We start from the raw sequence: 26,186 nt of genomic DNA on the forward strand, positions 1-26,186 counted from the left end.
TGTAGTTACTGCATAAAACAGGCAGAGTTGAACTTAAATGTTTATAACTGACCGGGGAAGTAACTACAATTCAGACAGCCGGATCCGATAAACCTAAAAATTTCCAATGAATAATTGACCTTTTCTTAAAGCATCACCGTTTAGTTTGAGGATGATGAAAGTTAGACAGGTTAGACTTTTCCCTTTTACTGCTCATTACTAGAAGGGAACTGCAAATTGCGAATTTACCTGCCCGCCCGCCCACTTAAATGACCTAGTCGGGCAGGTGCCGGGCGGACGGGCCGGAGGCAGGCAGCAAACTGCCTACTGCCTACTGCCCAATGCCTACTGTTTCTTGATTCGTTTCTCGTTCTGCTTTACAAAAGCATCCCAGCCGGAATACCCTTTGCCGGTATCTATCTTACCCTCATTATAAAAATGACAAACGGCGGCTGCAAGCCCATCGGTACTATCCAGGTTCTTTGGTAGTTCTTTAAGGCCTAAAGTGCTTTGCAACATTTTGGCTACCTGTTCCTTGCTGGCATTCCCATTCCCGGTAATGGCCATTTTGATCTTCTTCGGCAAATATTCGGTGATGGGTATCTGCCTGGAAAGTCCCGCTGCCATAGCTACTCCCTGGGCGCGTCCCAGCTTAAGCATAGACTGCACATTTTTACCAAAGAACGGAGCTTCTATAGCGATCTCGTCCGGGTGATAGGTTTCTATAAGTTCTATAGTGCGATCAAAGATCAGTTTCAGCTTGGTATAGGGATCAGGGTATTTCTGCAACAGCAATTCGTTCATCTGTACAAATTCCATTTTCTTTCCCCGGATCCGGATAATCCCGAATCCCATGATGGTAGTCCCGGGATCTATCCCTAATATGATCTTATCTGTGCTCAATGCTTCGTGTTTAATATGATGGGGACTCGGAATTTTGCACTGACCGGGATGCCTCTTTTCAGGGCAGGTTCCAGTTTGGGAAGACTTTTTAAACTCTCGATGATAACCCCGTTAAACTCCGGGATCTGGTTGCGGATCGCGGCATTCTCTTCCATATCCAGTACAGTGATCGTACCCGTCTTATCTACCAGGAAATCCACGTAGAGGGTATCGGCCACATCATTGGTCAGTTCAAATTCAAAATCATTTAAGATATCGGAAAAATGGCGCAGCAGGGCACGTTCAAAACACGCGCGTTGTTCCACCTTGGGTACTGATTCATCACAGTCCAGGAACAATGGGTACTGGTCCACATCGTTCCAGTTGATCCCCTCTAATTCGGCGGCGACGATCTTTTGAGTCTGCACCTCTGGGGATTCAAACCAGGCACAGGAAGAAAGCAGCCCACAACAAATAAAGATCCCCAACTTGCGCATTCCGGTTGTTTTGTGCGGGAAAATTACGACTTTTTGGAGAACCACGAAGGATGTAAGCCACGTGAAAACTTGAGGATTATCCCCAGCCTCGAATATTCACCCAATTTGAAAGTATATAGTCCCCGTCCGAAGTGTTTTGAATAGTCAGAATTCTTACTTCAGCAAGGTTACAGGATCAGGAATGACTAATTGACAATAATTGATCACTTACCGGCACTTTCCTAATCAATTCTATAATAATTGTATCAGGAGGTAACAAATCCTTTCTATCTTAGACTAAATACCAGAAAGACATTTTTATGGATACACTATTACTGATCTTAGGATTCTTATTGATACTGGGTGGAATTGCCGGAAGTTTCCTGCCGGTATTACCGGGACCCCCGCTTGGATGGGTCGGGTTGCTGGTCTTGTCCCTGACCAAAGCCATTCCCGCAGACTGGTGGCTTCTCAGCATCACCGGTATCGTAGCCCTGGCTGTTTTTATTATCGATTACGCTATCCCTGTAATGGGAACAAGGAGGTTCGGTGGCAGTCGGGCTGGAATGATAGGTACCACCATAGGATTGCTGGTATCCATTTTCTTTCCTGTCCTCGGTATTTTCGGTATCGTGATCTGGCCCTTTGCCGGTGCCTTGGTGGGAGAATTGTTAAACAAGGCCGACAGGAAAACTGCTTTTAAAGCCGCCTTCGGATCGTTCCTGGGATTCCTTACCGGAACCTTTTTGAAATTTGTGGTGTGCGTGGTATTCCTCGGACTTTATATCTCCAAGGCATGGGAGCATCGAGAAGCCCTCTTCCCCTATTTCTTCAGTTGACGATTAGTATTACAGCCATACTACTTTTTCCGATAGAGGACCTCTCTCCCCTTCTTCCAGGTTTCCGTCATAATGGCCCATATAAAAGAATCCAAGACATTCCTCTCCCGGGTCCATGGGCAAGAATTCATCCATATACCTGATAAGTCCAGGGGAACTCCAGTAACATCCTATCCCCAGCTCTGTACAGGCCAGCCACATGTTCTGTACGGCCATGGCCGTGGCTGCTACCTCCTCCCAAACGGGCAGGCTTTCCTTAGGGTCTCGCTGCATACAAATAGCGATTATCGCCGCAGCTTTCCGGGGGTTCTCCATTAGCTTGCGGATCTTTATCTTCTTTGGCCGGACTTCTGTGGCCACATATTTGTTGGAAAGAAAAATCCCGAGTTTTTCCAGGCTTTCTCCTGTCATCACTTTAAATCTCCAGGGTTCGGTCTTCTTGTGCGTAGGAGCCCAGTTAGCCGTTTCCAATATCTTTTCTATAGTCTCCCTGGCAATCGGCTTTCCGTTGTACTGGTCCGGGAAGACCGATCTCCTCTTCCTGATCAAATCAAATATCATATACCTAGTTTTCACTGTCAAAAATACTATTATTCCCTTGAATCCCCGGCCCACAATAAGTTCAGGCACTGCTCCAGTGCCTGGTTCCGGTTATCCTTTTTCCAGATGACATACAGCACTGCTTTCTGAGCGATGTCTTTTAATTCTATGAATTTTACACCCATGTTGAAACCATGCTGCAGAGAAGTGGGGACGATAGAGATACCCAGCCCATTCTCTACCAGTTTAAAGATGGTCTGTGCGTGGACAGATTTATGGGATACCGTTGGACTAAACCCCTCCTGTTCACAAATACTCATTACAGTATCGTAATACAGCGGACTGTAATCCTGGGCAAAAAGAATAAAATTCTCATCAGAAAACTGCCCGATATTTTTAAAAGCCTCCGCCGAGCACCAGTGATCTTCAGGCAGTACCAGGGAGAACGAGTCTTCGAACACCGGCCGTATATCCAGACCTTCCGGCACCCTGGCAAGGCGAACAAATCCAATATCAAGCCGATCTTTAATTATGGCGTTCAGCTGCGCATTATTCGACAATTCCTCCAGGCTGGTCCTGATATCCGGGTATTGCTGCTGCAGGTTAACCAGTAAGTCAGGGATCACCTGCTGCATTGCCGACCCCAGGAAACCTATGCGGACTTCCCCCGAATGCCCCTCCCCGATCAGGCGTAATTGCCGGCTGGTCACCTCGATGTGGTTTAACAGGAATTCTACCTCCTCCTTCAGGTATTCCCCGGCCCTGGTCAGGCTCACCTTCTTCTTATTCCTGTCTAACAAGGAAGTACCCAATAACTCCTCCAGTTGCCGGATTTGCCTGCTAAGCCCGGGTTGCGAGATATACAGCTTTTCGGCCGCTTTCCGAAAGTGCAGCTCCTCCGCCACCATCAGGAAATATCGGAGATGTCGTAACTCCAACTGATTACTCATAGTTATTAACTGTTAACTATAATGATATTGGTAATTATCAAACTTAATCAATAATTTTAACCTATCAAATCAAAAGGAAATGGCGGAAAAACATAAAAATTTTAAATACGGGGAAGACCAGCTGAGTGCCGGTCTTGCTCTTTCTCTTGCAAGGGGACATATCTCCGGGAAACTGAGCCCGGCCACCCGGGAAAAGGTGCGCGAAAGTGCGCAGATCGTGGCGCGGATCGTGGAGAAAGGAGAACCCGTCTACGGCATCAATACAGGATTCGGCCCGCTTTGCACCACCCGTATCTCCAGGGAAGAAACCCGGGTACTACAGACCAACATCCTGAAAAGTCACAGCGTAGGGGTCGGCAAACCAATTGAAAAGGAAATTGCCAAACTGATGCTGGTACTTAAACTGCATTCCCTCGCAAAGGGATTTTCAGGGGTTGCTGAAGAAACCCTGGACAGGATACTTTGGCACCTGGAGAACGATGTTATTCCCCTGGTTCCGGAACAGGGCTCTGTAGGTGCGTCCGGTGACCTGGCACCACTCTCCCACCTGTTCCTTCCTCTCATAGGATTGGGGAAGGTATGGTATAAGAACGAGGTGATCTCCACAGGCGAATTGTTCAGGAAAAAAGGGCTCAACCCACTGGAACTGGGACCTAAAGAAGGTCTTGCCCTGATCAACGGAACCCAGTTCATCGCCGCCCATGCAGTAAAGGTCATAGCCCGGATGCAACGCTGTCTTTCCCAGGCTGATATTATCGGTGCCATGATGGTGGAAGGACTGCAGGGATCTATCAAACCCTTTTATAAGGAATTACACCAGTTACGACCTTTTAAAGGCAATATACATGTAGCACACAGGATCACGGCCCTGCTCAAGGATTCAGAGATCATGGAAGACCATATAGATTGTGACCGGGTACAGGATCCCTATTCCCTTCGTTGCATGCCCCAGGTGCACGGCGCTTCAAGAGCAGCCTGGCTGCACCTGAAAGAGTTACTGGAAACTGAACTTAACGCGGTAACAGACAACCCTGTTATCATCGATGAAGAACTGACCATCAGCGGGGGTAATTTTCACGGGCAGCCCCTGGCGATGGCCCTTGATTATGCCTGTCTTGCGGCCTCGGAGATCGGGAATATTTCGGACAGGCGCACCTATCTGGCCCTGGAGGGGAACAGCCCCGGGGTACCCAAATTACTGATGAAAGAGACCGGTATAAATTCGGGTTATATGATACTTCAGTATACCACGGCAGCACTTGCCAGTGAGAACAAAGGCCTGTGCTTCCCCTCCAGCGCGGACAGTATCCCTACCTCCCTGGGGCAGGAAGACCATGTGAGCATGGGGTCTATCAGCGGGCGAAAAGCTTTACAGGTCATCGGGAATGTAGAGAAGATCCTGGCTATAGAACTGCTGACCGCCGCCCAGGCTTTCGAATTCAGGAAGCCCCTGAAATCGGGAAAACTGTTAGACGAGGTTCACCAGGCCTTGCGTAAAAAAGTTCCTTTCGCGGAGAAAGACCGGGTCTTTGCCGAAGACATTGAGAAAGGAATACAGATGATACGCGAAGGCAGCCTGCTGCAGTTGGTCCGGAATGCTGCCGAGAAAGAAAATTTATCGATAGAGTCCCCTTATTCGGCTGAATTTGAGGTATTTTAACAGTAGTAATCCCTGCTACAGAATTTATAACCAGAAATAGGCAAATGAAATTAATAGGTCCGTTCAGGCAAATAATTACCATGGCAAACCTCCCCCTGAAAGGGGCGCTGAAGGATGAGCAGCTGGAAATTCATCATGACGGTGGCATCTTAGTTGATCAAGGAAAGATCCACCGGGTTGATTCCTACGATAGCTTGCATCAGCTCGCCAGAAAGGAGGATTACGAAATGCAGGTCCTGGAGGGGGACCACGTATGTATTCCCGGGCTGGTGGATTCGCACACCCATATTTGTTTTGGCGGCAGCCGGGCCAGGGATTATGCTTTCCGCAACGCGGGGAAGACGTACCTCGAGATCGCCAAAGCCGGAGGGGGGATCTGGGACACGGTAACCCAGACCAGGAATTCCAGCGAAGCATTGTTGACCGACTTAGTCCGGGAAAGAGCGAATATCCTCCTGGCTAACGGGGTGACCACCATTGAAGTAAAGAGTGGTTACGGTTTAACGGTGGAAGAAGAGCTCAAAATGCTGAGAGCGATCAAAAAAGCGGGTACCGAAACAGTTTCTGAACTTATACCTACCTGCCTGGCAGCACACATGCTGCCCCGCGATTATGATAAGGATGCAGAAAGCTACCTGCAATTGATGACAAGGGAATTATTCCCCAGGATCATAGAAGAAGGCCTGGCATCCCGGGTAGATGCTTTCGTAGAAGAAAGTGCTTTTAGTCCCGAACAGATCCTTCCTTATTTAATGTCCGCGAAGGAAATGGGATTTTCAATCACTGTGCATGCCGACCAGTTCTCGGTTGGCGGCAGCCAGGTTGCTATAGACTGCGGGGCTGTGAGCGCAGACCACCTGGAAGCGAGTACAGGGGAAGAAGTAAAGAAGCTCGCTGCAAGTGACGTTATCGCAACTGCATTGCCCGGGGCTACCCTGGGACTTGGCTGCGGTTTCACTCCCGCCAGGCAATTACTGGATGCAGGAGCTGCTGTGGCAATTGCGAGCGACTGGAACCCTGGCTCTGCCCCGATGGGGAACTTGCTGACCCAGGCGGCAATCCTCGGCGCCTTCGAAAAACTGACCAATGCCGAGGTATTGGCGGGAATTACCTACAGGGCTGCAGCTGCGCTCGAAGTACCTGACAGGGGTTTGATACAAACCGGGAAACGAGCTGACCTGACCGCCTACCCAACAGACAATTACCAGGATATTCTCTATAAGCAAGGGAGCCTTACCCCTTCCCTGGTATGGAAAGACGGGGAATTATCATTTGATTCAAAAAAAGATTACGCATGACAACGACAACCACATCCAACTTCGGGCAACTCATCATCCAGGGAATCCCTGAACAATTGCCGCCTCCGCGGACCCCGGATATAAAAGTCTCCCATGCCCCAAAACGAAAAGATATCCTTTCTAAAGAGGAAAAAAGACTGGCTGTTCGCAATGCACTACGGTATTTTCCAGAAGATTGGCACCGGGAGCTGGCTACGGAATTCGCGGAGGAACTCAATTCCTATGGCCGCATATATATGTACCGTTTTATGCCGGAATACAGTATGTATGCCCGCCCGATAGCAGATTACCCGGCTAAAACCCCTCAGGCAGCAGCCATTATGCTGATGATCCAGAACAACCTGGATCCAAAAGTGGCCCAGCACCCCCAGGAACTGATCACCTATGGCGGTAATGGAGCCGTATTCCAGAACTGGGCCCAGTATTTACTTACTATGCAGTACCTCTCCCAGATGACAGAGGAACAGACCCTTCATATTTATTCCGGGCACCCGATGGGACTATTCCCTTCTTCGAAGAATGCCCCCCGGGTTGTGGTAACGAACGGGATGATGATCCCCAATTACTCATCCCCGGACGATTGGGAACGTTTTAATGCACTTGGGGTCACCCAGTACGGTCAGATGACCGCGGGGTCTTACATGTATATCGGGCCCCAGGGCATTGTTCATGGTACCACCATCACCGTAATGAATGCTTTCAGGAAAGTCCTCCGGAATGGTGAATCTCCGGCCGGAAAAGTCTTCCTGACCTCCGGCCTGGGTGGTATGAGTGGGGCGCAACCCAAGGCCGGGAACATTGCCGGCTGTATCACGGTATGCGCAGAAGTTAACCCTGCCGCCGCCCATAAAAGGCACGAGCAGGGCTGGGTAGATGAACTGCTCACAGACCTGAACACTCTTGTAAAAAGAACCAGGGAAGCCATTGCCGGCAAGGAAGTGGTATCACTCGCTTTTATTGGAAATATTGTCGAGGTATGGGAACGTTTTGACCAGGAGGATATTTTTGTTCACCTGGGGTCTGACCAGACCTCGTTACACAATCCCTGGGCCGGGGGATATTATCCCGCCGGTCTCAGTTTCGAAGAGTCGAATACCCTGTTGAGAGAATCTCCGGAGCTTTTTAAGACCAAAGTACAGGAGTCGCTGCGCAGGCAGGTTACTGCCATTAATAACCACACTGCAAAAGGCACATATTTCTTTGATTACGGGAATGCATTTCTCCTGGAAGCTTCCCGCGCAGGTGCCGCCATCATGAATGAAGACGATAACGATTTCAGGTACCCGTCCTACGTACAGGACATCCTTGGTCCCATGTGTTTTGATTATGGCTTTGGTCCTTTCAGATGGGTTTGTACCTCAGGCAAACCTGAAGATCTAAAACGCTCAGATGCCATAGCCCTGCAGGTTATGCGCGATATACAGAAAGAGGCGCCCGATGAGATCAGCCAGCAGATGCAGGATAATATCCGGTGGATAGAAGAAGCCGAAAACAACAAGCTTGTTGTAGGATCCCAGGCCCGGATACTTTACGCTGATGCGGAAGGCAGGGCCGCCATCGCCCAGGCATTCAACGAGGCTGTGAAAAGTGGAGACCTGACTGCACCGGTGGTGCTTGGCAGGGATCACCACGATGTAAGCGGAACAGATTCCCCCTACAGGGAGACCAGCAACATTTACGATGGCAGCAGGTTTACTGCTGATATGGCCATCCATAACGTGATCGGGGATAGTTTCCGGGGTGCTACCTGGGTCTCGATCCACAATGGTGGCGGAGTCGGTTGGGGCGAAGTGATCAACGGAGGCTTTGGGATGGTCCTTGATGGATCAGCCGAGGCATCAGAACGATTACAAAGCATGCTCTTTTACGATGTAAATAATGGGATCGCCCGGAGAAGCTGGGCACGCAATAAAGGTGCTTTATTTGCGATCAGGAGAGAAATGGAACGCAGTCCCGCGTTAACGGTCACCGTTCCCAAGATTGTCGATGACGATATTTTAAATAACCTTTTTTAATCTATAAGACCCATGGCGATTTACACATTGGCCAGGACCGAACTCTGGCAGGGACGCAGCTCCGAAGAAAAACTTTACTTACATGAAAAGGTTAAATTCGCGGACCTTGAATCGCCGGAACTGCAATTACAGGAAAAGACCGTTGCAATCCTGGGTTATGCATGCGATGCCGGGGTCTCCCGGAACAATGGCAGGCCCGGTGCGGTGGATGGTCCTGATGCTTTCAGGAAGCAGTTCTCAAAACTTCCCAACCACCTGCATTATAATGCCGGACTTGTAGACGCCGGGAACGTGGAATGCAAGGATGAGGATGTGGAAGAAACCCAGGAGCTGCTCGCGGATAAAATAGTTCTGTTGCTGCGGAAAAGAGTCTTCCCCGTAGTGATAGGGGGTGGGCATGATGTGGCCTACGGGCATTTTAAGGGACTGCTGGGCTATACAGGAAAAAGGAAAACGATCGGGATCATAAACCTGGATGCTCACCTGGACCTGCGTTCCAATGAACATGGGAATCATTCAGGAAGCCCGTTCTACCAGATCGGTATGGAAAGCAAGGCACAGAATTTCCCTTTCAAATACATGTGTATGGGGGTAAGAAGCGACTCCAATGACCGTTCCCTCTTCAAAACTGCAACCTCCCTGGGCGTAGAGATCATTCCAAGAGAAGTCTTTGCCATTCACCGCCGGGAGGTGGTGATCAGCCAGCTTCAGAAATTCATCACCAATACAGATTATGTCTACCTGACCATAGATCTGGACGGATTCTCTTCTGCTTTTGCCCCGGGGGTAAGCGCAGCTTCTCCCGTTGGGTTTTCCCATGATATTGTTATGGAGGTACTGAAGGTCATCATCAGTTCAGGGAAATTACTGAGTATGGACATAGCCGAGCTTAACCCAGCCTATGACGTGGACCAGCAGACCGCCAAACTGGCGGCCACCCTGGTTCATCGTACGATCCACAGCCTCCCCTTAAGGTAGCCAGGATTTATAGTAATCTCCATTGTCAATTTCTAAGGCAGCCTGCGTCACCTGTAATGGTTTAAAGGTGTCTATCATGACCGCGAGCTCCTCGGTTCCTTTTTTACCGATACTGGCCTCGTATGTTCCCGGGTGCGGACCATGGGGTATTCCTGCAGGATGCAGGGAAATATACCCCTTATCGATTCCCTTCCTGCTCATAAAGTCACCATCTACGTAATAGAGTACCTCATCGGAGTCTATATTGGAATGGTTATAAGGGGCAGGTATGGATTCCGGGTGGTAATCATATAGTCTAGGCACAAAGGAACAAACCACGAAGGCACTGGTCTCGAAAGTCTGGTGTACCGGTGGCGGTTGGTGTACTCTCCCGGTTATGGGTTCAAAATCATGTATGGAAAAGGCGTAGGGAAAATTATAGCCATCCCAGCCTACCACATCAAAGGGATGTGTGGCATATACCAGTTCATGAAGTTCCCCTTGTTTTTTGATCTTCATTACAAAGTCCCCTTTTTCATCGTGTGCCTTCAGGTTCCTGGGTAATTTAAAATCACGTTCACAGAACGGTGAGTGCTCCAGGTGTTGCCCAAACCAGTTACGATAACGTTTTGGGGTATATATGGGGTGGTAGGATTCTGTTATCAACAGGCGGTTATCTTCCGTATCAAACTCGATCTGGTAGATCATCCCCCGGGGAATAAGGACGTAGTCACCATATTCAAAAGGAATTTCCCCCATTAAGGTCTTCAGGGTTCCGCTGCCCTCATGGATAAACAGTAATTCATCTGCATCCGCGTTCTTATAGAAATAATCCGTCATGGATTTTCGTGGAGCCGCGAGGCCGATATGAACATCAGAATTGAATAACACGGTGGTACGACTGTCCAGGAAATCGTCCTGGGGTTTCACCTGGTACCCTTTCAGTAATCTTGATTTTATATTGTGAGCTACGGCAGCCTTAGGTCTCATATCCTTACTCTCCCGGACCTCCTTTACCTGTGTGGGCCTGTGAAGATGATATAATAAGGAAGACATCCCGTCAAAACCGATGGTTCCGAACAATTGCTCGTAATGCAGGCTGCCATCCGGCTTTTTAAATTGAGTGTGCCTTTTATGCGGGATCTTACCCAGTTTATGATAAAGTGGCATAGTTTAAATTTTACAGTTCAGTATACCTGCAGTCAAACCTGATTAAGCAATCGATTTCGTTCGTATCCTGCAGGGGCTTAAAATTACGATTTTTATAAATCTTAATGAAATGGAACCTAAGGGGAAACTTGCTAATAATTTGTCCAGGCAGGGCTGTTTGGAATGCATCAATTTTTACGGCATTCGCACAAGGGATAGTACTTATTTAAACGTAAGTTAAGCATTGTATAAAATGAACTGAACATGGAAAAGAATAAAGAGAATAAAAAAGCCGACTACAATCCAGAAGTGACCCAGGAAGACCTGGATGCACTTGGAAAAAAAGGTCTCAGCATGGACGCCCGGGATGACCGCAAACTGCAGCAACGGGAAAACAAAGTAGACTTTACAGGGAAAGACCTCGATGTTCCTAAAGGGAATCAGACAATCCTGGACAATAATAACAAAGTCCGGGACGAAGAGAATAAATTTTACAGCCAGGGCGGTGAAAGGAAGAACAACCTGGAAGAACGAAAAGACAGTTAAAATTAAATCGCAGAAATTATGTCAGACAATAAAGAAAACCTCATAGAAAAGAAAAAGCAACAAAGCCTGGAGGAACAGGCCATCGACGAATCGGCTACACATGGAAAAGCTATCAATCACCAGGTGAAGGATAAGAAGAACCATCACCAACCACGTGATACGGCATAATACAACTACTTGTGCTACGCCATCGAATTATGGGAGGTTTTTAAAGAAAAAAAGCCTCCCATTTTTTTGGAAAGCCTTTCATTGGTCTGAGCCGGTCTCCCGGGCACATTCCATGCACCTCAACTAAGGTGCACAACACAACACCGCAAATATAGCAAAGCTTTTTAACTTCTCCGACTTAAGCCTCAACTTTCCCCTTTCCGGGTGTAGGTGCGTACGATCAGCCTGGCCGCTTTATCGTAATTGATATAACTGTAAACCCAGTTGAAAAAAACAACCACCTTATTCCTGAACCCAACCAGGGCCATCAGGTGGACGAACATCCAGATCAACCAGGCGAAGGTACCAGAGAAACTCCCGCGATTCGGGAGATCAACCACAGCCTTATTCCTTCCGATAGTAGCCATAGTGCCCTTATCAAAATAGCTGAATGGCTCCATCTTTTTTCCACCGAGCATTCGCTTAAAATTGGAGGCCAGGTGTTTGCCCTGTTGGATGGCCGGTTGTGCAACCTGTGGATGTCCCTTCGGAAAATCATCGGTTTCCATGTACGCAATGTCCCCGATAGCAAAGATCTCCTCGAAACCATCTACCTGGTTAAACCGGTTAACTTTGAACCGGTTAAATCGCTCTAGTAAAACTTCTTCGGGCAGGCCGGGAATCTTCGCCCCCGTGACCCCGGCGGTCCAGATAAAGTTCCTGCTCCTGAATTCCTCGTCATTATTGGTCTTCAATACCGTTCCATCATAGCTTTTCACCATGGTATTCAGGTGAACGGTCACCCCCATATTCTGCAAAAACTCTAAAGACTTTTTGGAAGAATTTGGCCGCATGGGAGGCAGGATACGGTCTGTACCTTCAAAAAGATGGATCTCCATTTCATCCACATTCAGATGGGGGTAATCCCTGGGAAAAACGTTTTTCTTCAGTTCAGCGAACGCCCCGGCAAGCTCCACTCCTGTTGGTCCCGCACCGATTATACAGAAGTTCAGGAGGGCCAGCCGCTCTTCTTTGTCCGTAGAGTCGTCTGCCTTTTCAAAATTCTGCAACATGTAACTGCGGATGTTCAGGGCCTGAGGCACACTCTTCATGGGCATGGAATAGTCCTTGAAACTCTCATTCCCGAAGTAATTCGTCTTTGTGCCTGTCGCAATCACCAGGTAATCGTACTGCACATCTCCTTTATTCGTGTGTACTAATTTTCTCTCCGGGTCAATCCGCTCTACTTCGGCCCACCTGAAATGAAAATCATCGAGGTTCTTAAGGATCTTCCGGATGGGGTAGGCAATAGAATCTGGTTCCAGTCCACCGGTAGACACCTGGTATAATAAGGGTTGAAAAGTGTGATAATTGTTTCGGTCTATCATTACGATCTGGACCCCTGTTCCTTTTAGCGATTTGGCCAGGTTGATCCCGGCGAAGCCACCTCCTATAATTACTATTCTATTCAGATCTGATACCGGAATGTTCATGGGGTACTTTTTTCATAAAAATAAGCAATCTGTCAGGAATCCATAAATGCAGTAGTTGCATAACAACATGAATTTTATGCCCAGATTAAATTCCGGAAATTAGGATAAACGGAGGAGTTGCAGTTCTTCATCTGACCAAACTGTGCTTTGGTCGTAATGTAACAACCGGGATGAACATTATAATTACTTTTACATCAATTACCGAAACCATCACCTATGAAGATATCGTTTTATCCACTAGTTCTGGCCGTTATTCTTATACTGGCATCATGCACCAAGGAACAGCCGGAACTGCAGGAGATGCAATTTGAATTAACAGAAGCCAAGACTTCGGGTTCTAAAATAAAAGGTAATACAGCAAATTCACCAATTGAGGTCCTGTCATGGGTTCAAAGCATGCAACATCCGAATGGGCTCCTGGAAAGTGCTGAGTATACAGATTTTGTCTCCTTATATGATAATTCGCTCGCAGCTATTCTCTTTATTCATACAGGTGAAGTGGATCGTGCCGAAGACATTTTCGATTATTTCAATGCACGCCTTGACACAGAATTCCATGCTGGAAATGGTGGGTTTTTTCAGTCTAGAAGGGTGTCCGGCCATCGATCTTCACGTACTTGGATGGGAGACAATGCATGGTTATTAATCGCTTTAAATTATTATGAAAAGCAGACCGGTAATGCTACTTATAGCACCATGCAGCAGGATATTGAGGATTGGCTTCGTCAATTACAAGACCCGGATGGGGGAATCCGCGGAGGCTACAATGACGATGGCACTCCCATACATAAGGTTAGTGAGGGCATACTTATGGCTTACCATGCAGTTAAGGGATATGATGATTTCCATAAGGGAATTCTCAATTTTCTGGAAAAAGAGCGTTGGCAGGGCGAAACAGGAGACCTGGTGACCGGTTCGGATGACCCCCGTTATAATTATGCGATGGATCTTCATCCCTTGGGATATCTCGTATTGGAAGATTTCCCAAAATCGTCATTAGAGAATTTGTCCCGTTATTACAATACACAGGAAAGTACGATGAAGGGGACTGAGATATCTGGCTACTGCTTTGATACAGATCTGGATGTAGTATGGATAGAAGGAACAGCGCAAGTTGCCGTAGCATATGACAATGCCGGCAAGCGCGGGAAACGAAACCAGATTTTATCTGAAATTGAGAAGAATCTTTTGCCAGGCAGTTATCTGCCCGGATCAAAAGGTTTGCCATATAGTGTGAACTTCGGTACTACATTCGGAGCTGCTTACCTATGGGAGCATGCCGATATGTCTCCGGCTCTTTCTTCTACCATCTGGTATCTCTTTGCCGAACTCAACCTTAACCCTTTTGGATCCGACAGGAAAGACCTTCCTTTATCAGATCAATTTTGGATAGATTCTATTTAGATGATATTCTAAAAGTGACTACTGGGATATTTGCATGGTTCGCGATATCCTCTCCAATACTTCCCATGAAGAAATGAGATAGTCCTTTCCGCCATGGGTGGAGATTCCAATAATGTCTGCATTGTAATCTTCCGCAAAATTGAGCCCCCCTGCTCTACGGAATAATCCTGGTAGATCTCCACTTCTTCACCACTCTTCGCCTCGAGCTGAAATTGAGATATCTTTTGATAAATCTCCCGGGAACTGAGAAAATCATCCCCAGGATCCCTACAGCAAATCCCGGTGACTGATCAATTCTGGATGACCACGGATTCCAAGTCTGTTTAGCACTTAGAAATCCTTTCGCTCCGCTTTAAAGATCATTCTTCCTGTCGGTAATACCACCCATAGGGAAAGCACAGCCATTGCGATCAAAAAACCTGCATTGGTTCCAAAAAAGCCTTTGAATACCGCACCGGTATATCCTAAAAGAGCTGCAATATCCAGCTTCAAAAGGATCAGGATACGGGAGAGATCTATAGGGTTCAGCAAAGTGGCGCCAAGGGAATACCGATCCAGGGGGTATTCCTCGAAAAATATGAGAGAGAGCAGGAACAAACCGTCATAGATAACGGCCATAAACAACCATAATAAGACCGAATACCCGAAACCTTTGATCTTATTATCCTGGGTGACCGCTATATTAAAGGAGAGGGCTGTAAAAATAAAACTCAGGGCGGTGCCGATCAGGAGCAGCAATCCAAAATCCCAGATTACACCGCTTTTCATCAAGCCATACAGGACAAACGGAATTCCCAGTCCCAAAACAAGGCTGACCGAGAGAGAACCCGCAACCCCCAGATATAGTCCCAGGAAAATAGAGCGCCGGCGAATGGGTTGAGCCAGGAGTAATTCTGTAAATTCCTTGGAATTATAGAAATACATGATCCCGAAGATAGTTCCTATCAAAGGCACCAGTACTATTATGATATTCAGAAGGGTGATAACGGCCTTGGAGAGATCATTGTTCAGGAAAAGCAACATAAATCCCAGGAGCAGGTAAAAAAGAAAATACACGTAACTCCAGCGACTCCGAATCAGGTCGTAAAAACAATATTTTAGAATTTTATACATAGGTCTGAGTTGTTGCAATTGCCGCTATAGCATGTTCTACATTTCCTTCCCCGGTCAGCTCCTTTAATGCATCCAGGCTTCCCTTGAAATATATTTTTCCCTCCAGCAGGTATACGATCTCGTCGGCAATCTCTTCTACGAAATGCATGATGTGGGAACTTAATAAAACTGTCTTCCCCATCTCTTTTTCTGTCCGGATAATACGTTTCAGACTAATCAGTGAAGAGGGATCCAGGCCGGATGTGGGTTCATCAAGAATCAACAGGGGGCTATCGAACATAAAGGCCAGCACCAGGTTTACTTTCTGTTTGGTTCCCCCCGACAATGTTGAAAGTCTTTTATCCAGGTATTTCTCTAATTCGAACAACTGAACCAGGTGGGATTCGTTAGCCTCCTGACCTCTCAGGTCTTTGATCATAGAAATGAGCTCGCTGACCCTGAGATTTCCGGGAAAATTAGCGATCTGGGGGAGGTAACTCAGTTGTTGCCTGTAGGTCCATTGGCGTGGAATGGTAGTACCATTTACCGTAATGCTTCCCTTGTCGGGCAGGACCATCCCTAAAATACTTTTGATGAGCGTCGTCTTTCCTGAACCATTAGGCCCCAGGATAGCATAGATACCCCCGCGGTCAAAGTGAATATCCACGCCTTCCAGAACTTTATTCTTTCCAAACTTTTTATGAAGGTTTTCAATTTTTATCATAAGGATCGTTTCATTAAAGGTTGAGTATCTACGAGGTTATCCGGGGTAAAGACCGGGGATACTTTTTCCGAAAAATCGATAAGTCCCATAAAAAAACTTCGTAAAAGCACTATGGTTTCGGGAGTCCTGTTCACTATATATGAAAACAGTTTTACCGGTCTGTACGGCACATCCCCTATGCCGTTCTTATCCAGGTCATATCCGGTATATTCACTCCAGTAATTTCCTTTAAACACATTATCGTTCAGGTTACTGTTATAGGAGAGATCAAAAGCATTGTTCAGAAAATTATTGGCGGTAAAGCTGTTTCCATAACATGCCCCCCGCACCTTGAGTGCCCACCCGTTATTGCTGAACAGGTTGTTCCTGTATGTAAGTCGGTTGGCTCCCTCTATCTGTATCCCGATGGTATTATCGAGGAAACGGTTATCATAGATCTCGGAATCATTTATCTCTTTTAGCAGAAGTCCAAAAGCCGCTGTGCCCCAGTTCTTTTTAAAGGTATTCCCCTTCATGACGATCCTTTTTGAGAACATCACTGCAACCCCTGCCCCGTTGTTCTCGAAGAGGTTACCCTCGTACAGATCGTTGTTGGAAAACATGAAATGCAGCCCATAGCGAACATTATTAGAGCTGGTGTTACCACTAATATTTATGTTATCAGAGAATTCTAGATAAATTCCGTCCCTTACCTTTTCCACGTGGTTCCCGGTTACCGCTATGGAATCGCAATGCCAGAGTTGTATCCCGTTACCCGAATTAAATTCTTCTTCCGCATCGCCCAGTATCTTATTGCCACTCACTACCCCATGGGCCGATTTCTCTAGGTAGATCCCGAAAAACAACTTTTCCATCAGCATGTCCCGGATAGCAAAGTTCCGGCTCTTGACTGCCCGTACAGCAGCGAAATCCTTAGTGTAACTGGTCCCTACATTAATCACCCTGATTCCCGATACAGTTACATTGTCTGATTGTATAGTGATAATTTCACCCATATCCCCTCCATCAATAGTGGGGAGATTCACTCCCTGTAACGTCAATGGTTTATCAATCACCAGGTTATATTCACGGTAAATCCCCGGCTCTATCCTTAGGGTATCATAGGCATCAGCATTCCTGATGGCTTCCGCCACGGTTTTATACTCACAATCCTCACATACCACCAGCAGATTGCCTGATTGGGCAATCCCCGCCAGGCTCCATAAAATCATGCAAAAAGTGATAACTCGATACATATTAATGGTAATTATTTTTCCATACCGGGATACCATTACCCGCAGCAGGTTCTTATCTGGAGTTTTTAATTTCCATATCAAAATGTTCTTTAAGGGAGAGCCAATTGTATAGCTCTCCATCTTTCTGACCTTGTATCCTTCGTGCTTCCGCGGCATCCCGGAATGGTGTTAAAAATGCACCCATAGGACTCGGTAAATTGTCTGAGATCAGGTATATCCCTTCCGTGGCATCGGCTAACACACCAGGGTTATCAAACGAATTACATAGAAATAAGGCCACCGGGGTTTTGTCATAATTCCGGTCATAGTTCAACATGCATTCGACGGCGTCAAATGAATATATCTTCCCTTTGCTGGTAACCACCTGTGCTGCGCGTTGCCGGTCCACAATACTCATTGAACAATAGGCACATTTATCCGTTCCGTAGTTGATAGGTCGTGGTCTGGGAGTACAGGACTGTACTACCAGGCAAAACACAAGGGATATAACAAGTATGTAGGAGGACGATCTCATTATGCAGCTGTCAGTTTAAGTTCCTTTCGTCCTTTCCAGTATGCTATAAAAGACAACACGATTCCCACTCCCAGGCTGAATGCCCCTAATTGCGGGTAAGAGTGTGCCACGAAATTCAGAATTTTTTTGGTTCCGAATAATGGAGGCTGGAACCCCATGGCTGAGCCATCCGGGTTTGTGAATTTCATGATCGCTTTGGGGTCTAAATTGTGCCCGTAATCATGTTCCCACAGGTAGAAATCATACAGCCCGGCAGCGCTTAATAACACCATCAGTATTCCCCAGTATAAAAACCATTTGTGATTTGCCAGGAAAGCCAACGCTAAACCCAGGACGGACGTGATGATAATCCCCGCAGGGAAGATCTTGAATTCCGGGATGGCTTCGGGAATATATTTCATTCCCACGTAATGGTTCATGAGGTTTATATTCTTGATGTCATGAGGATTCTTATCCGCAAAATCATTGATGTATATATCCATCCCCAGGGGTGTGGGATATTGGGGCGCTTCCAGGGTGATACTCCACAGCGGGAACACGAATAAAAGCAAGGGTAGCAATGCTGCAAACGACATCAGTATTCTCGAATATTTCATAGTAGCATTTAACTTTTTAAGAAAAGGGGCAAGATGTAAAGTCCTGCCCCAATGTTATCTATTGAGTATACTGTTAATCCCCTAAAGACCAGCTAAGCTCCAGGTCTGATGAGGCCGGGGAAACCCTGACGTATCCCTGCATTTCCTGGTGGAGTGCGGAACAGAAATCAGTGCAGTAGAATGGCCACACCCCTACTTGTTTCGGTTCCCATACAAATGTCTCGGTCTGTCCCGGCATAATGAGCAATTCCGAGGTATTTGCCCCGATCATACTTACACCATGGGGAACGTCATAATCCTGTTCCAGGTTCGTGACATGGAAATACACCTTGTCACCCACTTTGATTCCTTCTATATTATCAGGGTTAAAATGACTCCGGATCATCGTCATATAGACGTGAACTTCTTTCCCGTTCCGTACCACTTTTACATCGGCATCGGTTGTCGTAGCGTACTTATGTTTATTCTCTGTAAGGTTAAAGATCTTCCTGGACCTCTCCCTTACCAGGTCGGCTGGGATACCGGCGGCATAATGTGGTTCCCCTATGGTCGGGAAGTCGAGTAATAACTCCATTTTTTCTCCCGATATATCATAGAGTTGCGCAGATTGGGTCACTTCGGGCCCAGTGGGCAGGTAACGGTCTTTGGTGATCTTATTCATGGCCACTACGTACTTGCCAAACGGTTTCCTCGAATTTCCTCCCGGGATCATCAGGTGGCCTACTGAGTAATAACAGGGTTGCCGGTCTACGACTTCCCAACTTCCGACTTTCCATTTAACTACTTCCGAAGAAATAAAGAAAGTTGTATATCCATTTCCTTCACCATCAAACTCTGTATGTAAAGGTCCGAGTCCTGCTTGTTTAACCGTACCCGCCAGCACATCTTCAAATTTCAAAATAGGTATCCCGTAGGCCTCCCCGTCAAATTTTTCATTCTCTATGGCATCGATCATTTTCTTGAACGAATGAACCGTCAGGTCTGCAGATAACTTCCCATTTCCTACGATATATTCACCGGTAGGATCAACATCGCACCCATGGGGTGATTTAGGAGTAGGCAATAAATACACCAACCCTGGTAAACTGGAGGCATCCAAAACCCGAACTTCCTTTTTCATCGTGGAAGTAGCCGTATGGGTGCTTTCGTCATAAACATTATGGGCATAATTTGCTGGCATAGTCGTGAATTTTCCTGCTTTGATATATTCTTCTGCCTTCTTCCAATTCACAGCAGCGATGAAATCCTTGTCATTCTGAGAAGCGTTAACTTCGAGAAGGGTACTTGCTTCTTCAGAATTGTAGGTAGAAAAGAACATCCATCCATGGGAAGCTCCGCGCCCGGGATGGGCCAGGTCGTAGTCAAAGCCCGGCATCAGGATCTGGAAGGAAAGGTCCATCCCGCCATCTTCAGGGTCAACACTGATAAAGGATAAGGAGCCTTTAAAGTTTCCCTTGTAGTCCTTTATCGAGATATCCGCCTGGGGAATCGGCACGGAGAACCGGGTACCGGCTACTACGTATTCCGTATTCTCAGTCACAAAGGCAGAGCTGTGGTTCCCGGCGCAATTCGGTATTTCTATGATCTCTGTCGTTTCGAATACCGAGAGATCGATTTTTGCTATCCGGGGGGTGTTATTCCCGTTAATGAAAACATACCGGCCGTCCAGTTCGCCATTCGTCTGAGAGATATCAGGGTGATGCGAATCATCCCAGGGTATAAAACCGTGCGAGGTCTGCAACATTGGCTTGGTCTCTTCATTATAGCCCCAGGCCTTTTCCGCGTCTTGCGAGAACACCGGGATCACCTTGAACAGTCGGCCCGAAGGGAGACCATATACCGAGAGTTGACCGCTGAACCCTCCTGAGATGAAGGCATAAAATTCGTCATATTCTCCCGGGGCAACATAAACCTTTTCAGCGGCACCTGAAGACAGGGCTCCCCGGTTCTTTGAATTTTCTTCACCACAGCTTACCAATAGTACGAGACTACAGAGCATGACAGCACTTGAATAAATGATTTTTTTCATTGTATTGTATTTAGTTGTTTGTTTCTTCAGAAGGGGGGAGCATAACTTTATCTATGACGTGGACTATCCCGTTCCCGGCAGGAATACTGGCCATAATTTTCGCACCGCCCACATAAACATCTTCCCCTTTTACCTCGACCATTACATTCTGGTTGTTGGCCTGCCCGAGTTTCTTGAATTTTTTAAGGAAGTCTTTTGAATAGTTTCCGGGGGTCACGTGATAAGTAAGAATATTAGATAAGGCATCCTTGTTCTCAGGCTTCAAAAGATCTTCCACCGTTCCGGCGGGAAGTGCAGCAAAGGCCTCGTTGGTAGGCGCAAAAACCATTAATGGTCCTGCATTGACCAGGGCGTTCTGTAAACCTGCAGCTTCCACAGCTGCGACAAGGGTAACGTGATCTTCCGAACCCTGGGCAATGGCCAGTACAGTTGGTTTGGAAACATCATCTTCGATAAATGCCTGGCCGGTCTGAGTTACCTCCTGGGAAGTGGCAGGAGAATTCGTTTCGTTTTGTTTTACCCCATTTTTACATGAAGTACAGAGACCGACACAAAGGATAATGATCAGTCCGGCGTTGGTTGGTACATTTTTCATAAGGATTTTATTCTAAGGTTCTGAAATATTCAAGGATTGCCCTGGCCTGTTCCTCGTTTAGTCCCTGGTTCGCCATGGGAGAGCCGTTGAATTCCATTAAAAGGTCTTTGGCCAGGGGATCTTCCTTCACCATTTTCTCCGGGTTAAGGATCATGTTCATCACCCATTCCGGGCTACGTCTTTTGAGGATCCCGTCAGGAGCCGGACCTATAAATTTTTTCCCGACCCTGTGGCACGCCATACAATACTGTTTAAAGAGGACTTCACCTTCAGCTGCCAATGTGGGGTCTACTTCCGCAGCAAGGTCTACCGAGGTAATTCCCCCTACCCCTTTGTTCTCCAGATCAACACGTTCGGAAGCTTTAATCCCGGTGTCCATGCTCAACTCCTGGGAATCCCCGGGTTCAGCCTTCTGTCGTTCTACTTTAAAACCTTTATCCTTTTCTTCAGTCTTTTCTCCACAGGAGAATAAGGCAAGGCACAGGACCAGTACCAGGAGTTTTCGTGAATGGCTCATTGAATGTTTGTTTGTTAATTCAATGACGAATATAGTCGGCTTTACAATCTGGAAATATGACCAAAATCATGTAGCCGGAAAGAGGAAAGAATAGCTTCACTATCCGTTATTGGTTTCCTGATCACAAGTGGGTAAGAAAAATAAAAACCGGGATGAAGAGATCCCGGTGATTTTATTTGAAGCGTAAAATTTAAATGCTAATCCTGGGTTGATTAATATCAGTGACCAAGCCCATGAGGGCCCTAAATCCTGAAAGTAACCACCGGGATATTCGCATGGTTCGCGATATCCTCCCCAATACTTCCCATAAAGAAATGAGATAATCCTTTCCGCCCATGGGTGGAGATTCCAATAATGTCTGCATTGTAATCTTCCGCAAAATTGAGCACCCCCTGCTCTACTGAATAATCCTGGTAGATCTCCACTTCTTCACCACTCTTCGCCTCGAGCTGAAATTGAGAAATCTTTTGATATATTTCCCGGGAACTGAGAAAATCATCCCCAGGGGTGTTCACGAACAAGGGTTTGACATCCAGGTTGAGGAGGGATGCAAAATCCTTCGCACGCTTAAAAGCAGCCAGGTTATCCATTTCAAAATCACTGGCAAAGACCATGGTTTTCGGCTTAAAGTCTTCTATTTTCTTTTTGATCACCAAGACAGGCACCTTGGAGTGCCGGACTACCTTTTCAGCATTAGAACCTATAAAGAGTTCCTCTAAACCGTCCGATCCATGGGATCCCATCACAACGAGAGAAGCATCATGCTTTTCTGCTATTTCATTAACCTCGCTAAAGACTTTGAAGTGTTTTATAACCGGGGTGATCTTTACCCCTTTCAGGAAGGGTTTATCTAAAAATTCTGAAAGCCGCTTTTCGGCTAGTTTCAGAAGAAATACGGTATGTTCCTGGTAATAGCCCTCGGTGGAAGAAATGATAGCCTGGTTCAGTTCCAGCATGTGGAGGACCAGGATCTCTGAATCATGTTTTTTTGCTAAAGAAGCAGCTACTTTCAGGGCATTCTCACTTTGTTCTGAGAAATCAAGCGGTACTATGATAGTTTTCATTTGCATGGTTTAGATGGTCTAAGTTAACGTCTGCCAGCAGGAACTGACATGACTAATATCAGTGATAAATCTCAGTAAGTATCTTTTATCCAATCATAAGGCTTTCGTTTCATCCATAAACCCCTTGTGAAATCCGGGAATTCCTGGGGCGCACCATTGTTTTCTATAGAGGTTTCGGACAGGGGCGTCACAGCGCTCCAACTCGCCGCATCATACACATCAATAGGCGGAGCTATTCCTGCCTTTGCCGATTCTACGAACGCGTGCAGCACAAAAAAGTCCATCCCCCCGTGACCGGCCCCTTCTGCATATTCTCCATATTTCTTCCAGAGCGGGTGATCGTATTCCTTTAACCATTCCTCCGCATTTTCCCATTGGTGTGCTGGGGACCTGTCTTCTATATATATACGATTCCCGTCTACTTCCCAGATGCCGTTAGCCCCCTGTACCCGGAAACCCAGCGAATACGGCCTGGGAAGGTTACAATCGTGGGTGACGATGATAGTCTCCCCATTCGTGGTTTCAATGGCAGAGGTAATGACATCTCCCTGTTTGAATTTTACTTTGGCATTGGGATGTTCCTCCCCTCCGTGCTTTACTACGTAATTGTGCAGGCCTATTCCCTTGGACGCTGTGGAGGTGATCGATCGTAAGCGGTTCCCCCTGTTGATATCCGCCATGACCGCGATGGGACCCAGCCCATGGGTAGGATACACATCTGCATTTCGCTTCACGGAGTGCCAGGTTCGCCAACGCGCTTCCGAGATCGCTTTCTCCCCGAACTCTACTCCCCCTCCATAGGGTTGTTTCCCGTCATTGAATTTCACATGCCTGAGATCGTGCTGGTAACCACATCTGAAATGGACCAGCTCCCCGAATACATCCTGGCGTACCATATTTAATACCGCCATAATATCCCTGCGGTAATTCACATTCTCCAGCAGCATCAGGTGGGTACCACTTTTTTCATGGGCCTCAACCAGGTCCCAGCATTCCTCAAGGGTATTGGCCGCAGAGACTTCCAGCCCCACGTATTTGCCGGCCTTCATGGCATCAACGGCCATGCGGGTGTGCCAAAGCCAGGGGGTTGATATGACCACCGCGTCTACCTCTTCCAGGTTCAGCAACTCCCTGTAATGGTATTCATCTTTCCCAAAGATTGCCGGCACAGGGGCCGACTTATCAAAAAGGTCTTTGGCAATTGCAATCCGTGCGGGATCAATATCACATATTGCCGTTACCCGGACATCATCCCGGGCCAATAAATTTTTAAGATGGTTGGTACCCCGGAGGCCCACGCCGATCAGGCCAACCTTAAGGATCTCCTTTACGGGTGCAACTCCCGCCTGCAGCATTCCCGGGAGGACGTATAATCCAGCCCCCATCAGGGTGCTGTTCCTGACAAATTTTCTCCTGCTAATCATTACGGATGAGATAAATATTTCAGTTTATTAAATTATGAAAATCTCCTGCACAGCTACAACGATCCTCAAGAAAATCCTATTTTTGCTAGCATTAAACTCATATTATGACACTTCTCTTAATGGCCGCGGGTCGCGGTAGCCGATACGGTAAATTAAAACAGTTTGACGGTTTTGGACCTAAGGAGGAATTCCTGATGGAATTCAGCATCTATGATGCCCTTGAAAATGGTTTTGAACACATCGTAGTCATCACCCAGAAAGACAACGTAAACTATTTAAAAGATTACCTGAGCCCGCGCTTACCCGGTGACATTAAATTAGACGTGATCCCACAGGAACTATCAGACCTGCCAGAAGGAAGCAGTTACAGTGGCGAACGCCCCAAACCCTGGGGAACCGCCCACGCTGTATGGTCGGCACGAAATGTTATCGATAACTCGTTTGCCGTGATCAATGCAGATGATTATTACGGGAAGCAGGCATTTGAGAATGCCGCAAGATTCATCAGGGATGGCGCCGGGAAAGATAACTATGGGCTGGTCGCTTACACCCTGAACGACACCTTATCGCCTTTTGGAACTGTTTCCAGGGGAGTTTGCAAGACTAAAGGCCATATGCTCGAATCTGTTGAAGAACGCACCAAGCTTCAGCAGGAAGGAGCTGTCGTGAAGGATCATGAAAGCGGCAAAGAATTCACCGGGGAAGAAATGGTGAGCATGAATTTCTGGATCTGCCATCCCTCTATTTTCAGCCACATCGAATCCGACTTCAGGGAATTCCTGAAAGACGAAAAGAACATCCAGGGAGGCGAGGTTTACTTACCTTTTGTTATCCAGGAAATGCTGCAGGCCGGCGAGATCTCGGTAGAGGTCATCCCATCACAAAGCCAGTGGTTTGGCGTGACCTACTCTGAGGACAAAGAATCTGCAGTCTCCCTGTTACAGGAGATGACCGCCACCGGTGGATACCGTTCTCCTTTGTGGAATATGGAACAATAAACATGGACAGGCCGGGCATACAGGAAATATTTTCGAAGTTCTCTAATTGCCCGGCTGATTCTGCCAGGCCTCTTAACCAGGGGCTGATCAATGATACCTTCCAGGTCCGGGATGTGGAGGGTAAGTTATATATACTTCAGAAGATCAACCGGGAAGTGTTTTCAGAGCCCGGGTTGCTAATGGAAAATATAGCAGCGGTTCTACCCCTGCTCTCCGCCCCTGACTATACCAGGCTTGAGCTCTACCCTACCCTAGAGGGCAAACTATCCTACCAGGACGGGCAATCAGAACATTGGCGCCTTCTGTCCTTTATACAGGGAAGTGTAGCCTTTGACCTCCCGCCGAATCTTGAAGTCGCCGAAAATGCAGGTTGGTTGCTTGGCAAATTTCATTCCCTGCTGCAGCACGCCGATCCTTCTCCTTTCAATGTATTGATCCCGGATTTTCATGACCTGCAGTATCGTTTTATCCAATTTGAAAAAGCATTGGAAATAGCAGATCCTGAACGATTGCAAAAGGCTAAACCCATATTGGGATTTGTCACCCATACCGCGGCCATCCTGCAACAACTGGTTTCTGAAGATCTGCCGCTGCGTTTGTGTCATAACGATACCAAACTGAACAATATGTTATTCTCGGCCCGGGACCATGCACCTCTCTGCCTTATAGATCTTGATACCATTATGCCGGGGCACCTGCATTATGACCTGGGTGACGCTCTGAGAACAGTAGTCAGCACAGCCCCGGAGGATGAACGCCAGTTGGAGAACATCGGTTTCTCGGAGCCTCATTTTACTGCGTTTATCGAGGGGTTAAGTCAGCACCTGGATTTTATGAACGAGGAAGAAAAAAAGGAAATCCCAAATGCCGTGGCATATATGCCTTTTATGCATGGACTACGGGCATTGACAGATTACCTTGAAGGTGATATTTATTACAAAGTGAATTCCCCGGAACAGAACCTGGAAAGGTCTTATTCCCTCTTCCGGTTTACCGAGCTGGCATTGTCAAAGAGAGAATTTATGGAGCATATTATCCGGGAGAAACTGTAATCTAAAAATTG

Annotated in this window: 26 protein-coding genes; 10 read left to right on the top strand and 16 right to left on the bottom strand. The window is 47.0% G+C overall.

Annotated features, from left to right (window positions below; genetic code table 11):
- Nucleotides 1-324: 324 nt before the first annotated feature.
- A complete protein-coding gene (ruvC, locus tag CLV82_RS00980) occupies nucleotides 325-882 on the bottom strand; it encodes a crossover junction endodeoxyribonuclease RuvC (RefSeq protein ID WP_133642442.1) in 558 nt (185 codons plus the stop codon).
- Nucleotides 879-1,358 carry a hypothetical protein gene (locus CLV82_RS00985; RefSeq protein ID WP_133642443.1) on the bottom strand — a complete coding sequence of 160 codons (480 nt, stop codon included), beginning with the start codon at nucleotides 1,356-1,358 and terminating at the stop codon, nucleotides 879-881. The genes ruvC and CLV82_RS00985 overlap by 4 nt, the downstream gene beginning before the upstream one ends.
- A 299-nt stretch (nucleotides 1,359-1,657) precedes the next feature.
- Between CLV82_RS00985 and CLV82_RS00990 the strand changes: the two genes are divergently transcribed.
- A complete protein-coding gene (locus CLV82_RS00990) occupies nucleotides 1,658-2,176 on the top strand; it encodes a DUF456 domain-containing protein (RefSeq protein WP_133642444.1) in 519 nt (172 codons plus the stop codon).
- A gap of 9 nt (nucleotides 2,177-2,185) precedes the next feature.
- On the opposite strand, the gene CLV82_RS00995 is transcribed toward CLV82_RS00990, so the two are convergent.
- Both CLV82_RS00995 and CLV82_RS01000 read right to left on the bottom strand, forming a co-directional pair.
- Complete coding sequence (locus CLV82_RS00995; protein WP_133642445.1) at nucleotides 2,186-2,737, bottom strand: nitroreductase family protein; 552 nt, start codon at nucleotides 2,735-2,737, stop codon at nucleotides 2,186-2,188.
- A 29-nt stretch (nucleotides 2,738-2,766) separates the two neighbouring features.
- Nucleotides 2,767-3,666: a LysR family transcriptional regulator gene (locus CLV82_RS01000; RefSeq protein WP_133642446.1), complete on the bottom strand. Its 900-nt coding sequence runs from the start codon at nucleotides 3,664-3,666 to the stop codon at nucleotides 2,767-2,769.
- Nucleotides 3,667-3,745: 79 nt separating this feature from the next.
- Between CLV82_RS01000 and hutH the strand changes: the two genes are divergently transcribed.
- The 4 genes from hutH to hutG all read left to right on the top strand — a co-directional run bounded on the left by hutH (nucleotide 3,746) and on the right by hutG (nucleotide 9,617).
- Entirely contained in the window at nucleotides 3,746-5,326 is a 1,581-nt protein-coding gene (gene hutH, locus CLV82_RS01005) for a histidine ammonia-lyase (RefSeq protein ID WP_133642447.1), read from the top strand.
- 80 nt (nucleotides 5,327-5,406) lie between these two features.
- Nucleotides 5,407-6,624, top strand: coding sequence for an imidazolonepropionase (gene hutI / locus CLV82_RS01010; protein WP_243744111.1), 1,218 nt, complete (start codon nucleotides 5,407-5,409; stop codon nucleotides 6,622-6,624).
- Entirely contained in the window at nucleotides 6,621-8,639 is a 2,019-nt protein-coding gene (locus tag CLV82_RS01015) for a urocanate hydratase (protein ID WP_133642449.1), read from the top strand. The genes hutI and CLV82_RS01015 overlap by 4 nt, the downstream gene beginning before the upstream one ends.
- A gap of 12 nt (nucleotides 8,640-8,651) precedes the next feature.
- Nucleotides 8,652-9,617, top strand: coding sequence for a formimidoylglutamase (gene hutG / locus CLV82_RS01020; protein WP_133642450.1), 966 nt, complete (start codon nucleotides 8,652-8,654; stop codon nucleotides 9,615-9,617).
- Here hutG and CLV82_RS01025 read toward each other — a convergent pair.
- Nucleotides 9,609-10,766: a homogentisate 1,2-dioxygenase gene (locus tag CLV82_RS01025; protein ID WP_133642451.1), complete on the bottom strand. Its 1,158-nt coding sequence runs from the start codon at nucleotides 10,764-10,766 to the stop codon at nucleotides 9,609-9,611. The two genes, hutG and CLV82_RS01025, sit on opposite strands and share 9 nt — an antisense overlap.
- A gap of 243 nt (nucleotides 10,767-11,009) precedes the next feature.
- On the opposite strand from CLV82_RS01025, the gene CLV82_RS01030 reads away from it, so the two are divergent.
- The gene (locus tag CLV82_RS01030; RefSeq protein WP_133642452.1) at nucleotides 11,010-11,291 is read left to right on the top strand and encodes a hypothetical protein; all 282 of its coding nucleotides are present in this window, start codon (nucleotides 11,010-11,012) and stop codon (nucleotides 11,289-11,291) included.
- An 18-nt stretch (nucleotides 11,292-11,309) separates the two neighbouring features.
- Entirely contained in the window at nucleotides 11,310-11,459 is a 150-nt protein-coding gene (locus CLV82_RS14665) for a hypothetical protein (protein ID WP_166636649.1), read from the top strand.
- Between the two features lie 185 nt (nucleotides 11,460-11,644).
- On the opposite strand, the gene CLV82_RS01035 is transcribed toward CLV82_RS14665, so the two are convergent.
- Nucleotides 11,645-12,931, bottom strand: coding sequence for an NAD(P)/FAD-dependent oxidoreductase (locus CLV82_RS01035; protein ID WP_133642453.1), 1,287 nt, complete (start codon nucleotides 12,929-12,931; stop codon nucleotides 11,645-11,647).
- 216 nt (nucleotides 12,932-13,147) lie between these two features.
- Here CLV82_RS01035 and CLV82_RS01040 point away from each other — a divergent pair, with 216 nt between their 5' ends.
- Nucleotides 13,148-14,335 carry a hypothetical protein gene (locus CLV82_RS01040; RefSeq protein ID WP_133642454.1) on the top strand — a complete coding sequence of 396 codons (1,188 nt, stop codon included), beginning with the start codon at nucleotides 13,148-13,150 and terminating at the stop codon, nucleotides 14,333-14,335.
- 330 nt (nucleotides 14,336-14,665) lie between these two features.
- Here CLV82_RS01040 and CLV82_RS01045 read toward each other — a convergent pair whose 3' ends face one another.
- The 10 genes from CLV82_RS01045 to CLV82_RS01090 form a co-directional block, all read right to left on the bottom strand.
- Nucleotides 14,666-15,448, bottom strand: a complete 783-nt coding sequence (locus CLV82_RS01045; RefSeq protein ID WP_133642455.1) for an ABC transporter permease — start codon at nucleotides 15,446-15,448, stop codon at nucleotides 14,666-14,668.
- The gene (locus CLV82_RS01050; protein WP_133642456.1) at nucleotides 15,441-16,151 is read right to left on the bottom strand and encodes an ABC transporter ATP-binding protein; all 711 of its coding nucleotides are present in this window, start codon (nucleotides 16,149-16,151) and stop codon (nucleotides 15,441-15,443) included. The genes CLV82_RS01045 and CLV82_RS01050 overlap by 8 nt, the downstream gene beginning before the upstream one ends.
- Complete coding sequence (locus tag CLV82_RS01055) at nucleotides 16,148-17,362, bottom strand: nitrous oxide reductase family maturation protein NosD (protein WP_243744112.1); 1,215 nt, start codon at nucleotides 17,360-17,362, stop codon at nucleotides 16,148-16,150. The genes CLV82_RS01050 and CLV82_RS01055 overlap by 4 nt, the downstream gene beginning before the upstream one ends.
- Before the next feature lie 76 nt (nucleotides 17,363-17,438).
- Nucleotides 17,439-17,900: a nitrous oxide reductase accessory protein NosL gene (locus tag CLV82_RS01060; protein WP_133642458.1), complete on the bottom strand. Its 462-nt coding sequence runs from the start codon at nucleotides 17,898-17,900 to the stop codon at nucleotides 17,439-17,441.
- Nucleotides 17,900-18,496: a hypothetical protein gene (locus tag CLV82_RS01065; RefSeq protein ID WP_133642459.1), complete on the bottom strand. Its 597-nt coding sequence runs from the start codon at nucleotides 18,494-18,496 to the stop codon at nucleotides 17,900-17,902. Before CLV82_RS01065 ends, CLV82_RS01060 begins: the two co-directional genes overlap by 1 nt.
- 73 nt (nucleotides 18,497-18,569) lie before the next feature.
- Complete coding sequence (nosZ, locus tag CLV82_RS01070; RefSeq protein WP_133642460.1) at nucleotides 18,570-20,525, bottom strand: Sec-dependent nitrous-oxide reductase; 1,956 nt, start codon at nucleotides 20,523-20,525, stop codon at nucleotides 18,570-18,572.
- A 10-nt stretch (nucleotides 20,526-20,535) separates the two neighbouring features.
- Nucleotides 20,536-21,120, bottom strand: a complete 585-nt coding sequence (locus CLV82_RS01075; RefSeq protein ID WP_133642461.1) for a fasciclin domain-containing protein — start codon at nucleotides 21,118-21,120, stop codon at nucleotides 20,536-20,538.
- Nucleotides 21,121-21,127: 7 nt separating this feature from the next.
- Nucleotides 21,128-21,637, bottom strand: a complete 510-nt coding sequence (locus CLV82_RS01080) for a c-type cytochrome (RefSeq protein ID WP_133642462.1) — start codon at nucleotides 21,635-21,637, stop codon at nucleotides 21,128-21,130.
- 242 nt (nucleotides 21,638-21,879) lie between these two features.
- Nucleotides 21,880-22,701, bottom strand: a complete 822-nt coding sequence (locus CLV82_RS01085) for a universal stress protein (RefSeq protein WP_133642463.1) — start codon at nucleotides 22,699-22,701, stop codon at nucleotides 21,880-21,882.
- Between the two features lie 71 nt (nucleotides 22,702-22,772).
- Nucleotides 22,773-24,125 (bottom strand): Gfo/Idh/MocA family protein, encoded by a 1,353-nt coding sequence (locus tag CLV82_RS01090; RefSeq protein ID WP_133642464.1) that lies wholly within the window; start codon nucleotides 24,123-24,125, stop codon nucleotides 22,773-22,775.
- Nucleotides 24,126-24,229: 104 nt separating this feature from the next.
- Here CLV82_RS01090 and CLV82_RS01095 point away from each other — a divergent pair, with 104 nt between their 5' ends.
- Nucleotides 24,230-25,123, top strand: a complete 894-nt coding sequence (locus CLV82_RS01095) for a nucleotidyltransferase family protein (protein ID WP_243744114.1) — start codon at nucleotides 24,230-24,232, stop codon at nucleotides 25,121-25,123.
- The gene (locus tag CLV82_RS01100; RefSeq protein ID WP_133642465.1) at nucleotides 25,105-26,175 is read left to right on the top strand and encodes a phosphotransferase enzyme family protein; all 1,071 of its coding nucleotides are present in this window, start codon (nucleotides 25,105-25,107) and stop codon (nucleotides 26,173-26,175) included. Before CLV82_RS01095 ends, CLV82_RS01100 begins: the two co-directional genes overlap by 19 nt.
- The last annotated feature ends 11 nt before the right edge of the window (nucleotides 26,176-26,186 follow it).

Source organism: Zeaxanthinibacter enoshimensis (genome assembly GCF_004362865.1).
Taxonomy (GTDB): Bacteria; Bacteroidota; Bacteroidia; order Flavobacteriales; family Flavobacteriaceae; genus Zeaxanthinibacter; species Zeaxanthinibacter enoshimensis.